Raw genomic sequence first — 13,025 nt, 5'->3', positions numbered from 1 at the left:
TAATCTCTAAATACTGGTATCAAGTATGATGCTCTCATGACTAATAGACAACTATATGTCTGAGCGCAAATAGAGGTGATTTGTAGAGTTTTTTCTTGATTTATACACGTTCAACCTTTGGACTACATTGGATGAAGCATCCCATATAGTTTCAAGATTTTATGATATTAAAATGTTAATTAAGGCGATGTTGTTTAATGATAATACTTGGCTTCTTGATTGGAAAAAGAGGGGGAGGTGTAAGAAGGCAGATTGTCGATAACATCCTTATAACAGACAATGGTAGTATGAAACTTTATCACGTTAATTTGTGTGAGAAAAATATAAGATGTCATTTGTAACATAAATCCCTGTAGATAAATTAGAAAACAGGGAGAATCTAATGGTAAAGTCAAGAAATGGATTTTCATTTATTGAGACGGTTGTAGTTCTCATGATCATTTCTGTTCTTAGTGTGCTTGCGTTGCCTTCTTTTTCATCTAGTATAGCTCGTTATAAATTTAATACCGCTTTGAACTGTTTGGAGATGGATATTCAAAAAGCTAAAATGAGAGCGATTGCTATAAATAGCTTTGTTGTAATCAAAATCAATAATGAAGGATACTATATTTTTGAGGATAATGGCGCTGGAGAAGGTGTTAAGGGGGATTGGATTAGGCAGGACGGTGAAAACACTTTAGTGGATAAGACATTGCCAGATAATTATGATATTACTACAACGTTAACAGGTGAGAGGACAAGATTTAGTGGATATTTGGGTATGAAGGCGGGGAGTATTAGCCTTCACAATCAAAAAGGATCGACTGCTAAAGTTGTTATTAGTTTCAATGGCAGAATACGAATTGAGCGTTCATGAGTAATTTGTGAAGCATTATATTGTTTTCTCTCTGGTATGTTGTTAGTTGGAAATGTACAGTTTGCGCACTTTCTCAACAAACGACAAAGTATGTAGTTTCTCAGATTTAACGTTTCAATTCAGAAAAATATGTTAGCTGATATGCTCTCGAAATTTCGTAAATCAAGTAGGGATACCGCATCTTCAGTTTCAGTATACAATGAAAAACAAGTAACCCGGTAATCAAATTGTTGAAAAAAAAATATTTCACAATACCGATATTTAGTTTTCCCATACACCTTTTTTGTTTTTAATATTTCCAGAACCAGATTGCGTTGTGGGGGGGGAATATTCTTCTGGTTTACTTTCTGGAGAAGGCTTATTGGCAGGGAGTTCCATTTCATCACGAAGTAATTTCTCCATTTCTCCCTGATAAATAGATACTGATTCTGCGATATAAAAATCAGACTTTTTCTTGCCTTTAACAACCTTTACAAGTGCACCCTCGCTAATATCCTCAGCTGCTGCTTTAACAAGAACCCCTTTTTCAGCAAGACTCCAGACTATTGAAATTTTGTAGTTTCTGTCCTTAACCTGGATAAATCTATAGTCTGGCGATACTTCAATTACTTCGCCAATATCGAAGTCTTCCGTATATGAAGTGGTGCAGAAAAGTAAGGTGAGTATCCCTGCTAGAAACGAGCTCTGTATGATTAATCGCATTGTGGCATCCTCATGTTCTTGTGATGAAGTTTATTTAAAACCACCATCTTTCCAAGCAGATATAGTAGCTTTGAGTTTGGGCAGATTGACTGGTAAGCCAGGTCTTGCTGCATCTGTGGTATTCACAAAAATCATGTCACCTTCAAGGACAGGTGCGGATGGAATTCCACGTCCGATAGATATTGCTGCGACAGGGTATTTCTTTCCGTTCTGGTCTACTGTGTCATTATCATCGTATAGTCCGTCACCGTTGATATCAAATACCGTATCTGAAGGAGGCAGGCCGGTTTCGTAATCAAGGGCATAAAGCCATGCGGCACCGTTTCCACCGCAGACATCTTCATCCGGGATAAAACTGGTGAAGAAGACAACGCCGCCAACGACGAGTGACCGTGCTACTATGCGCTCACTAGGGACGCCTGCTGTTTGCTGAAGTCTCGAATACCATGGGTGGTTTTTCAGGACTGCTCTGACTGATGAGTCGGAATCGTCGTAGATTTCTTCCTCCATCACAAAATTACCGCTGGTTATGAAATCAGCTTCTTCAAATGTGACTATAGTTTTACCATTTACATTGGTGAGAGACTCGATGGTGCCAATGGCTTTTGACGTGGTTCCAATCATAGTGTGACCAACAGTAAGGGGTGTTGCACCTGTGTAGTAATATGAATGACCTGTTATTACTCGGTACTCTTTGGTTTCACTATTAAAGGTTGCATCAACCGCAGCGGTCTGCCGTTCAAGAAGGTCAGCTAGCGTTGAGTTTGTAACCGGACTGCTTTTATAGTCTTTCATTCCAACGAAATACTGTTGTTCAGTGTTAAACTTGTCTGCCTGGCTTTCAAAGCGGCCGGTTCCAAAATATACCCAGATAGTTTCAGGCCCGGAATCATAACCTACACTTGCACCGGCACGAATCGGGGTGTTGTGTGTGGCGGTAGTCGGGTCTATATCAAAAAGGACTCCTTTTACTGGAGATTCGTCTTTGCCAAAATTGTTTACTCTATACATTCTCCCATACATATTTCCGATATACAGGGAGTCGCTAAAGTAATCGTAATCCAGATCGGCGACAAATGGATCGGAAAGGGCATCGTTATAGAATGCACTGTGAATCGGGCCTGAAAGTGTCGCTATATCTGCGCCACCAACTTGAAGGATTTCTCCATCAGTAAATGTGCCGGTTATGGCGGATAGTACAAGTGTGCCTGTTGAGGTTGTGTCGTTTACTGAGCTGATAACCGCAGTTGCACCAGAATCTTTGCCGGTTACGGTCTGGGCAACAGCAAACTCTGTCCCCAGTTGGTTCATATAATTAATTCTATCGTCTTCCTCCATTTTCAATCTGTTGAAATAGGTAGAAGTAGCCGTGTCAAGCCAGACCGAATCACTGGTGTAGGCATCTACTCCATAGAGGTAGGCTTCTTTAAATGATGAACTACCAGTATCATAGCCCGATCCAAATAGTGTTACCCATCCGCCAAAGTTAGCTTGAGGAAGGGTGACCGCAGAGCTGCCAATTCGTGCTGTAACTGGTACGCCCTGGGTCATGCCGAGTTGATCATCGGTAAACTGCCAGAGATACATGGTTGAGGTAAAAGGATCAGAACCGTTTTCGATAAACGCGTTTGCTGAAGTGACATCTAAAGCAAAATACGCATCACCGCCAGATCCAAGCCCGGCAACGAGAACCGAACGCCAACCCGGCTTTATAAGGGTCCCGTCTGCATAGATATCAAAAGACGTTCCCCGATAGATATCTGTAACAACAGGAGTCCCATCAACGAAATACTCATGACAATAACCACTGGCACAGATATTCGTATCAATAAGTTTCTGGTGTAGAGCTTCAGGGTAAAAGCGCCATTCCTCTACGCCGGTTCTGAGGTTATGAGCATGGATCGCACCATCATTAACCCCAACATAAAGCATATCATTACGATCTTTTACACTGCTGAATTTAAAGAATCGATAGTTGTCATACGAAAACGGACGGTTAGGAGATTCTGTAATAACTGGTGTGGATTTGATTATATCTCCTATGTCCTTGCAAATATAACTATCACCATCCAGTGCTACCTCATAGCTGCCAAGCGCAGTGTGGTCGTCAACATATTTTCCTGCAACACCTGCAGGTAATAGGGTACCTTCTGTGCTAACTGCACCATCGACAGTCCATGCATTTTTTACTGCCGGGATATTGTCACTGGCAGTCCAGCAGAGGCATTCTCCAAGTTCGATATCTGTGACATTACATGATGGGTCGCCGACATCGAGACACTTGCCGACTATGTCTGCCTGGTCACATGTCCGGTTGCCGATTGCGTCAACACACATCATGATGGCACCGCTTTCCGGATCGTAAGGAGTGGCCGTTAAATCGCCTGTCCAGTTTGCAGCGTTAAATGAGGCATTGATTACGAAGGTTCCGCTGTCAACAGAAGTAGAAGGGGCAGGTGAGGAACCAATAAAGATCTGCTGCTTAATCGAATTGGTAATAGTTTGTAGCGCAGTCGTAAGCTCTTCCTGATTTTGGGCGATAAACGGTAGTCCGTCACCTGTGATTGGATCTGTCTCATGTAAAGCATATAAACCTGTTTCAGCGCCTCTTTCGTTTGCAACTTTTGCCATTTCCGACACTTGAGTAGCATCATCAAGACCAAAGCCAACTGCAACTGAACTAATCTTTTCATCTGCCAGTAAATTGCTGTATTGATTGATGATGCTAACGCTTGTGTGAGGGGAGTAGCCTAAACCGTCAGTAACATCGATAAGGAACTTAGGCTGACAGGTGAGCGTGGAGTCGTAAATGCTGCTGTTTTCATCAGCCTTGTTACCGGCATAATATTCCCTTGCTGCAAGTAACGATGGGCCAAACGGAGTACCACTCGTTGTTGTTGTCGCTTCGATAGTAGCTTTGAGAGCAGCTGTTTCAGTAGCGTTTCTATTTTTTATACCCTCATGAATTTTTGTATACAGTGCTGTCTGACTTGCGCCATAAGGATTGTTCGGCAGAAGAGAAGTGTCTGGTCCGCTTCCAGGGCCGGAGTAATTACTAAATGCCCAGGTTCCATAACCCCATGAAATTGAGGTGTCTTCTACGAGTTCGCTGATAACTTCCCGACCAATTACATAGCGGGCTTTAGATGGTGGTGCTGTCCAGGCCGGTATGTTTGACCAAGGTACTGAAGCCGTTGTTCTTGTACGCGTTGATATCTTGTCGGTAGATGAGAAAACATTTGAATTGTCAGTATTTTCACCTTGTATTGTAAGGTTTGTAGTTGTTGTAGAGTCCGGCTCATCAACGGTGAATTCTATAGTTGCGTTAGTGATTGTTGCATTATCCGGGATCTGAACATCTTGAAATCGAATACCGATTTTCTGATTGCTGCCGTCGTAAACCAATTCAAGATCTGTACTGGTAAGGCTCATACTGCCACCTGAGCTTTCTTCAGCGTCATCGTTTGATTGAGTTACCCTGGTTGCAAAGGTAAACGTTTCAGTAGGGTCAGCAGACAGGGGCAGTGTATACTCTACAGTTAAGATAGGAGCTGCAGACGAAACACCATCATACGATTCTGCTACCCGTTCTCCTGAACCTGTAATAATGAAGGTCATGCTTTGGCCACTACTCCAACCCGGGCGATCGTAAATTTCCTTTACTATATTTGTAAGATCAGGGGTTTTAGGGTTGTCATCCGCACTTGTAACCGGCATTTGAGCGTTCATGCTTGATGAGACATCAAGAAGTACAAGGATTGCAGGATTAACAAGATTTTGTGCGTAGATAGGAACGTCACCACAGGTGGAGCCTGTTGCAATCGCCTGCACCAGAAGAATAACATCATATTCTAATGGGTTGTTTGTAGCATTGGCGTCGGTAATTGTGAATCTACCAGTATAGGTACCGGTACCAAGAGTGTAATTATTATATGAGGCGCCAACTGTAACAGAGTCGCCGGGAGAAACCGTTCCACTACAGTTTGATGAGCAGCTGAGCCAGCTAGAGTCGTCGGTGATAGTATAGTTAAGGTCAGCTGAGCCGACATTGCTTAACTCAAAACTATTTGATGTTGCATTTGTACCGGCATAACTATTAGCACCGAGTGAGGTTGAGGGGGTAATGGCAATGATCGGTGCTCCGGGACCAACTTCATATTCTATATGGATCTTCGGGGCATTAGAGGTGCTGCCATCTTTTGATTCAGCTACGCGCTCTCCGCTACCGGATATAATAATGACCATGTCATTGCCGCTGGCCCAGCCACCCCTGTCAACAATTTCCTGGACAATAGTTCGAATTTCAGGAGTCTGTTCTTTAGAGCCTACGCTATCCCAACGGTTTTCATCACTCAGTATCCAGTCAACTGAAGCGGATGTGGGTGCTCTATTAGTTATGTCGTCGTCAGAACTGCTGAAACCATCTGCATCATCAATATCTTCGCCAACTATTGTGAGTGTGCCATCTTCAGCATCGGTTTCATCAACTGTAAATTCAATATATGCAGTGATGATTTTAGCTCCTTGAGGAATAGTGATGTCTTTAAAGCGCATACCAACCTTCTGGTAACCACCATCTTTTGTCAGCTCAAGATCTGAACTGTCACGATACATCGACCCATCAGAGCGCTCTTCGGCATCATCATTGTCAGCAGTAACTTTCACTTCAAAAGTGGTCGCACCAAATACCGCCGAATTTGCCAGAAATATTGCGGCAAAAAGAAGAGGTAAAATGTGTAATCTTTTCATAACATCCTCACTGTTAAACATGTATGATACCCAAGAAATTCGATGGGGTAAAATGCGACAAGTATCAATTGAAATGAGTCGGTTTTGCCACACGTATATCGATGGCTTTAGAACCTCCATATGAGGTGGTCGTTGTGCAACTCACATCATAAAGACATACAAGAAAGTCCGGGCCACTACCAGGGATTGGCCTGCAATCTAATCGTGTGCCTGGAGATGCTTCAGATTCTTTAATGCCGTAAATATATTTTGCAGCATAATTTGCATCCCCGAGATTAGATTCTTCCGTGGTGGAGATATCATGTACATCCATTGAGGCATTAAAATTTTGGGCTGCGAGATAGTCTGTCATAAGATCAGAATCGACATAGTCATCGACAATCACCATCTGCAAATTTCTCAGCCACTGTCCACCTCTTCTGCAACCACTTTCAGCGCCGTAAAAAACGACCTTTTCGGCTTTATCATTACCCGCAATTTGCAATTCAACATCAGTTGTGTTGAGGGCTGCAATTCCAATAACTGAAAGAACGGCAAGCATTATTAAGCTGAGTACAAGGACAAATCCATCCTGATTGTTTTGACTGACAGGTGTGCACGAATTGATATTTCTCATTAGAAAATCACAGCTTTTATAAAATTGATTGTCGTAGTTTTAGCCTTTCCTCGATCTAGATAGTTAACAGTAAGCTGAACTGCTTTAACGCCACGCTCATCAAATTCATCTATATATGTGTCGCCATCATTACTGATTCCGTCAGAGCGCCAACTCGTTACTACCCAGTTGATTGATGTGATAGGGGCTACGCCGCCTTCTGTGTGAGTACCGACATTAAAGTCGCTGTCTCCATAATCTTTACTGAGCAGTTCCTCTATCTTATCTTGTGCTGCATTTGATGATTCTGTGATTTTTGATGCTATGGCATTTCCGTTTAGCGCACCTATTTGCATGCTGTAAAGAGAGAGGATGCCAATGGAGAGAACGGCAAGCGCCACAATGACCTCAATTAAGGTCATTCCGTTGTTGTTGTAGAGAGATTTCATTTTACAGACCCATATTTCTACAGTGAATTGTTCTAATGAGAAATCTGCGACGAAAATTGTCATTAACCGTCCAGTTTGCTCCCGATGCAGTGGAGTAGGTTTGATTGTTATTAAAATCCGGTTCTGACCTTCCTGATCTGGCAAGTATGGAAACCGTAATGGTATAAACAGCATCAAGATCCGCAGTAGGGTTGCCAGCCTGATCAAGGTACTGAAATTCCAAATTGTCTATATCTTCTGCAATTATTTGCCATTCAGTTGTCCCGGTGGTGGTTGAATATCGTTCAAGGTTGGTTCCGTTAAGGCGATAGGCAATTTGCTCCATCTCTGTCATGTCGATAATAGTGTTTCCATCTATATCTTCGGGAAGTAGGTCTATGGTGCCATCACCATCAAGATCAGCTGTGAAAGCAATCTGGGTAGACGAGCTGAAAACTGTTTCTGTTTGAGGTGTGGGGGAGGCGCCATCAGAAAATGATACACTATCAACAAAACCTGAATCCGCGGTTGCAAGAAGATCGTAGCCGGACATTCGTATGTCTCGTGTTAAAGCACCTAATCCTGCTCTCAGGTTCTGTTGCATTTCAGCAACTGCTTCCTGATTATTATAAATTTTATTCTGCGTGACATAGGCCGAATAAACAGCCGCTACGATGATTGTTGATATTGCCATTACTATAAGTAATTCAATCAGTGTGAATCCTGGGGCGACATGGTTTTTCTGAAATGTTTTCATCTTAGTTGCTCCAGTTTACGCCATCTGTGCTGGACTCTAGAGATGTTCCACCGGCAGCAGAAATTACAACTCTGTACCATCTGGACGTGTTGTTACGGAGCTGGATATTGCCTGATTGACTGCCGCAAACAACAGTTGTTGGAGCAAAACATACAGTAGAAGGGCCTCCCATGTTGGATGCACTGACAAGAGATGCACGTGTTGCAACAGTCTTTGATCTGAGAGTCGTTTCAGTTCCGTCCTGGACGCCATTGCATGCTGTGCCTGTTCCGTTTCCATTGTCAAGAAACACTGTGTATCCACCTCCAGTAGCTGGGAATGCAACAGTAGTAAATCGTACACCAATGCATGAGCTCCGTTTAGCAGCTTCAAGTTTTGCATTTTGAATATCTGAATAGAGATCTCTCGCGTTACTTTTCAGCCTGATGTTTGGCATCCAGTTGAGAAAAGATGGAATCGCGATAACAGAAAGTACGCCGATGATTACTATGACGACGACTATTTCTATAAATGTGAATCCGTGTTGGTTGTGCAGCCGCATATCTCAGAGTCCTCATATAGAGTTTAGGGGTCGGATTCATCATTTGCAATTGTTGCACCATAAAAAGTAAGCTGGTAGGGTGTTTTTAAATGTTGTTAAATAACAGTTTGTTAGAGTTTGTTTGAAGTGCTACAGCGTGGTTGTTCGTGAGGGGCGGTAAGTCAACGTGTTTGAAATAAGGTGTATAATTCTAAAAAAATTTAATAGAGAAGGTCGCTTAATTTTCACTATCATATTTATAAACGTATTTGCACATCCCAAAGAGTTGCAGATAACTCATTGAGCTTGGATACAGTCTGCTGTAACAACAGATGAATAGTATTGGCGATGATAATAAACTAACAGGAACGCCCGACGTGTGTTGATGCGTTTCAAGGCTAAGCGTGTTTTTTTACCTGTACTGACTAATTGTTAGAAATTTCAGGAAAAGATTGCGGAGAGCAGGTTGTGTTGCCAATTGTAAAAAAAGTTTATAATTTGTGTTAAAATTAAAATATTTTCATGGTTATACTTTAACTTTTATGTGTACTGGAATGTGATATGCGCACGCATTTATTGAAAACCCGTATTGTAATAACTGTATTTCTCGGCCTTGTACTGGCGATGTTGCTTATAGATATCGTAGCCTTTGTCTTGCTATTTCAATATCAGACTCAACAAAAAATCACCTATGTAGAACGTGTGCTTACGGACCTTGACGCCGGATCAATCTCATTTTCTCCAAATGATTCCCTCAACCAGAAACTTCAAAGAGCATATGAGAAAATTCATTCGATGGTAGGGGATGACTGTCTTGGCATTACCGTGAAAATGCGTGACGGCAGGTTTGTGTGGTTTAATTCCGATGAATATTCAGGATTTGAATCAATATTAACTGATGCCATTGCAGCAAACAGCATGACTGTTAAACCTCTTTCTGGTGTTACATTTCCATATTTCTTTTTACCTGAGGTCATCGGTGTAGCGGCACCTGTCTCAAAAGTAACAGATCCTGAAGGACAGATCGCAGGTATAGGCATTGTTCTCACTACATCCAGACTCATAGATGATCTTTGGGATAAACAAAAAATCGTTTTTGTTTATATGCTGATAAACGGCATAATCATCGCCACGCTTGTCTTTTTTCGATTGAGAAAAGTGCTGTTCGACCCTGTTCAGCATCTTGTGCATGTCGCTGAAAACTATCGGGTGGCTGAAGGTGGAGGGCTTTTCCCTGACTCAGTCGAAAGCGAATTCGGCCAACTCTCACGAGCTATGAATTCGATGGTTTCCAGGATTGAACAAGATAGGGAGCGATTGTTTGAATCTGTCAAATCTCTGGCTGAAGCTAATAAGCAGCTTCAGCTGGCGCAGGGTGAGGTGGTGAGGGCGGAAAAACTTGCAGCAACAGGAAGACTCTTTGCCGGCCTGGCCCACGAAATCGGGAATCCTGTGGCCATTGTTCAGGGGTATCTCGAACTCCTTCAACACGATGATATTGATTTTGAGGATCGCAAACAATTCGCAAGACGTGGTAGTCAGGAGCTTCAAAGAATAGACAATTTGTTGAAGCAACTTCTTGATACAACACGGAAAAACACAATAGAAACTGAGCGGGTGGAAATTAACCGTTTGGTTCACAACTTGCTGGAAATACTTGAAGTCCCATTTTCCAAAAAGGAAATTTCCGTCGATTCTGTGTATTCAAAAGATAAGCTATTTGTTACTGGCGATAAAGAACAGTTCCATCAGGTATTGCTCAATATACTTATTAACGCGATGGATGCGGTTGCCAATATGCCATATGAGCCTTTCGAAGGCAGGATATCTTTGAAAATATTTCCTCAAAATATTGGGAATGTTAAATATGCAATTATAGAAATACTCGATAATGGTAGCGGCATTAATGAAAAAGATCTGGAATTTATTTTTGAGCCGTTCTTTACAACAAAGGCACCCGGGCAGGGGACAGGGCTTGGCCTTGCTGTATCGGACAGGGTTATACGTTCATATGGAGGGCGAATAGATGTTGAAAGTAAGAAGAATGAATTTTCGCGCTTCAAAATATCTTTGCCATTATCAGAAAACGGAAATCATAAAGCTCATCAAGGGAAATCATGAAGAAAAAGCTACTAGTGGTTGATGATGAAGCTAATATGCGCCATATGCTCGGGGCAATGCTTTCGCGTAGCGGATATGCTGTAGATCAGGCAGAAAACGGAGAAGCAGCTCTGAAAGCAGTTTCTGAAAAACAGTTTGACTTTATTCTTTGCGATGTTCGAATGCCTGAAATGGATGGCATGGAGTTTTTAGAACGCGCCACTGCATATATTGGAGACACAACAGTTATCATGATGTCTGCCTATGGGACCGTTGATCTTGCTTTGCAGGCCATGAAAGCTGGAGCGTATGACTATATATCCAAGCCTTTCAAATCTGATGAAGTGCTACTTACATTGAAAAAAGCTGAAGAACGGGAGGCTCTGAAAACTGAAAATATTCAGCTCAAGACAACGCTGAAGAAAATTCAACTCGGAGAAGGTTTTGAGAAAATGGTGGGTTCCTCCGAGATCATGACGAATCTTTTCAATATTGCTAAAAAGATTGCAAGCTATGACACAACGGTATTAATAACTGGCGAGTCCGGCACTGGTAAGGAGTTGTTGGCGAAAGGTATTCACTGTTCTTCACCTCGCCACTCTCAGGATTTTCTTGCTATAAATTGCGGGAGTATACCTGAGCATCTCATCGAAAGTGAATTATTTGGTTTTGTGAAGGGCGCATTCACGGGAGCAGATAAGTCCAAGAAGGGTATTTTTGCCGAAGCTGATAAAGGGACGCTATTTCTTGATGAAATTGGTGAGTTGCCATTAGCTATGCAGGTAAAACTCCTGCGTGTTCTGCAGGAAAATGAGATTCGACCGGTTGGCGCAAACCGTCAGGAAAAAATTGATGCACGAATCATCGCAGCGACATCCAGAGATTTGCAGCAGGCGGTAAAGGATGGAGATTTTAGAGAAGATCTTTATTACAGGTTAAATGTAATGCATCTTCATATTCCGCCTCTCAGGTCGCGAGTGTCTGATATTCATCTGCTTTGCCAGCATTTCATTAGCAAGTTGAACGTAAAGTTACATTTGAATGTCGAAGGAATTTCGAATGAAGCTATGGCCCTGCTATTACAATATGACTGGCCTGGTAATGTCAGAGAACTTGAAAATGTCGTAGAGCGATCAATGATTATGACAGGCGATAAAGTTTTGATGAAGGGAGACCTTCCCAATGTTGTACACCTTGAAAGCTCAACCAGTGCTGACATCGAAGATGCTCTTGATAGTTTCTCACTCAAAAAGGCCAGGTGCTCTGTGGAAGCTGTACTGATCAGGAAAGCATTGGATGCAACAAAAGGAAATAAGAGCAAGGCGGCAGAATTGCTTGAACTCAGCTATCCTTCTCTTCTCAGTAAGATTAAGAAATATCGAATCAAATGATGATTTGGTAGCTTAATCCCTCAATAAATATTCGTAATAGTCCTTCCTGAACTATGGAGTGACAAATAATGTCACCTACCTATCTCTAGTAGTAACTTTTTTTACATTCCTCTATCAGTATGCGTCATATGCACACAAAGTATTCAATTCCAGCTTACCCTCACTAAGATAAGTTCTCTCTAATTGACCAAAATATAGACCTATTCTAAGAGGAATTAGTATAGGTCCAGCCGATGGCATCGTATTTGCAGATGTCTCAACTGTAGCGGTATACATTAAAAATAACAAACAATTGGAGTAAAATGAATTTTTGTGGATAATTAATAGGGATAGAACGGTGTGTGTTCAATGTGCGAAATACATCTACTCTTTGGAGGCTTGAATTGTATCTGAACAGTGAAAAAAACGTGAAAGCAATAAAGGCTGGAGGTTTTACCCTTGTCGAGATGATGGTTGTGATTGGAATTATTTCAATTCTGAGCGCGGTCGTGTTTTCAGGTTTGAATAAATGGGTTCCTAACTACAGGCTTAAAGGGGCGGCGCAGGAATTACATGCTGCGATGCAGCGTGCAAAATCGATGGCTATCAAATCAAACCGAAATGTCGGCTTTGAATTCACAAAAGTTGCCTGTCCACCGGAAGGTGGAAGTTACCGCATGTTTATTGATGATGGCGGCCCGGACAATACAGGATCAGCAAAAGACAATCAAATGACTGGGAGTGAAACTTCATTTTACAGTGTGAATTTAACCGCCGGTGTATGCCTTTCCGCGACAACGTTTACTAATGACCGTGGTGGATTTACGGCACGAGGGGTTGCTTCAGGCGGAACTGGTTCGGTAACACTTGGTCATGTAAAAATACCGAGAACTCGTAAGGTTACACTGCTGGTTTCCGGCGGAGTGAAAATGGAATAAGGGATAGAGC

Annotated in this window: 10 protein-coding genes; 4 read left to right on the top strand and 6 right to left on the bottom strand. The window is 42.2% G+C overall.

Annotation, left to right across the window (positions count from 1 at the left end):
- Positions 1-382: 382 nt before the first annotated feature.
- Entirely contained in the window at positions 383-856 is a 474-nt protein-coding gene (locus FCL46_RS12290; RefSeq protein ID WP_136808420.1) for a GspH/FimT family pseudopilin, read from the top strand.
- Between the two features lie 261 nt (positions 857-1,117).
- On the opposite strand, the gene FCL46_RS12285 is transcribed toward FCL46_RS12290, so the two are convergent.
- The 6 genes from FCL46_RS12285 to FCL46_RS12260 all read right to left on the bottom strand — a co-directional run bounded on the left by FCL46_RS12285 (position 1,118) and on the right by FCL46_RS12260 (position 8,628).
- Positions 1,118-1,558, bottom strand: a complete 441-nt coding sequence (locus tag FCL46_RS12285; protein WP_136808419.1) for a hypothetical protein — start codon at positions 1,556-1,558, stop codon at positions 1,118-1,120.
- A 30-nt stretch (positions 1,559-1,588) separates the two neighbouring features.
- Complete coding sequence (locus FCL46_RS12280; RefSeq protein ID WP_167505929.1) at positions 1,589-6,307, bottom strand: BACON domain-containing protein; 4,719 nt, start codon at positions 6,305-6,307, stop codon at positions 1,589-1,591.
- Positions 6,308-6,371: 64 nt separating this feature from the next.
- Positions 6,372-6,923 (bottom strand): pilus assembly PilX family protein, encoded by a 552-nt coding sequence (locus FCL46_RS12275; protein ID WP_136808417.1) that lies wholly within the window; start codon positions 6,921-6,923, stop codon positions 6,372-6,374.
- A complete protein-coding gene (locus FCL46_RS12270; protein ID WP_167505928.1) occupies positions 6,923-7,351 on the bottom strand; it encodes a type IV pilus modification PilV family protein in 429 nt (142 codons plus the stop codon). Before FCL46_RS12270 ends, FCL46_RS12275 begins: the two co-directional genes overlap by 1 nt.
- Position 7,352: 1 nt before the next feature.
- Complete coding sequence (locus tag FCL46_RS12265) at positions 7,353-8,087, bottom strand: prepilin-type N-terminal cleavage/methylation domain-containing protein (protein WP_136808415.1); 735 nt, start codon at positions 8,085-8,087, stop codon at positions 7,353-7,355.
- A gap of 1 nt (position 8,088) precedes the next feature.
- On the bottom strand, positions 8,089-8,628 hold the full coding sequence (locus FCL46_RS12260; RefSeq protein ID WP_176371602.1) for a GspH/FimT family pseudopilin: 540 nt from the start codon (positions 8,626-8,628) through the stop codon (positions 8,089-8,091).
- A gap of 540 nt (positions 8,629-9,168) precedes the next feature.
- On the opposite strand from FCL46_RS12260, the gene FCL46_RS12255 reads away from it, so the two are divergent.
- The 3 genes from FCL46_RS12255 to FCL46_RS12245 all read left to right on the top strand — a co-directional run bounded on the left by FCL46_RS12255 (position 9,169) and on the right by FCL46_RS12245 (position 13,015).
- Positions 9,169-10,728, top strand: a complete 1,560-nt coding sequence (locus tag FCL46_RS12255; protein ID WP_136808414.1) for a sensor histidine kinase — start codon at positions 9,169-9,171, stop codon at positions 10,726-10,728.
- Complete coding sequence (locus FCL46_RS12250; protein ID WP_136808413.1) at positions 10,725-12,098, top strand: sigma-54-dependent transcriptional regulator; 1,374 nt, start codon at positions 10,725-10,727, stop codon at positions 12,096-12,098. Before FCL46_RS12255 ends, FCL46_RS12250 begins: the two co-directional genes overlap by 4 nt.
- Positions 12,099-12,505: 407 nt before the next feature.
- Complete coding sequence (locus tag FCL46_RS12245) at positions 12,506-13,015, top strand: GspH/FimT family pseudopilin (protein WP_136808412.1); 510 nt, start codon at positions 12,506-12,508, stop codon at positions 13,013-13,015.
- Positions 13,016-13,025 lie beyond the last annotated feature (10 nt).

Origin of the sequence: Desulfosediminicola flagellatus, from assembly GCF_005116655.2 — a bacterium.
In the GTDB taxonomy this organism is placed as follows: Bacteria; Desulfobacterota; Desulfobulbia; order Desulfobulbales; family Desulfocapsaceae; genus Desulfopila; species Desulfopila flagellata.
The sequence above is the reverse complement of the archived record's forward strand: the minus strand, read 5'-3'. Positions and strand labels throughout refer to the sequence as shown.

Coding starts and splice junctions, on each gene's coding strand:
- FCL46_RS12260 (WP_176371602.1), bottom strand. CDS start 8,628: ATGCGGCTGCACAACCAACACGGATTCACATTTATAGAAATAGTCGTC.
- FCL46_RS12280 (WP_167505929.1), bottom strand. CDS start 6,307: ATGAAAAGATTACACATTTTACCTCTTCTTTTTGCCGCAATATTTCTG.
- FCL46_RS12275 (WP_136808417.1), bottom strand. CDS start 6,923: ATGAGAAATATCAATTCGTGCACACCTGTCAGTCAAAACAATCAGGAT.
- FCL46_RS12285 (WP_136808419.1), bottom strand. CDS start 1,558: ATGCGATTAATCATACAGAGCTCGTTTCTAGCAGGGATACTCACCTTA.
- FCL46_RS12250 (WP_136808413.1), top strand. CDS start 10,725: ATGAAGAAAAAGCTACTAGTGGTTGATGATGAAGCTAATATGCGCCAT.
- FCL46_RS12265 (WP_136808415.1), bottom strand. CDS start 8,087: ATGAAAACATTTCAGAAAAACCATGTCGCCCCAGGATTCACACTGATT.
- FCL46_RS12270 (WP_167505928.1), bottom strand. CDS start 7,351: ATGAAATCTCTCTACAACAACAACGGAATGACCTTAATTGAGGTCATT.
- FCL46_RS12290 (WP_136808420.1), top strand. CDS start 383: ATGGTAAAGTCAAGAAATGGATTTTCATTTATTGAGACGGTTGTAGTT.
- FCL46_RS12255 (WP_136808414.1), top strand. CDS start 9,169: ATGCGCACGCATTTATTGAAAACCCGTATTGTAATAACTGTATTTCTC.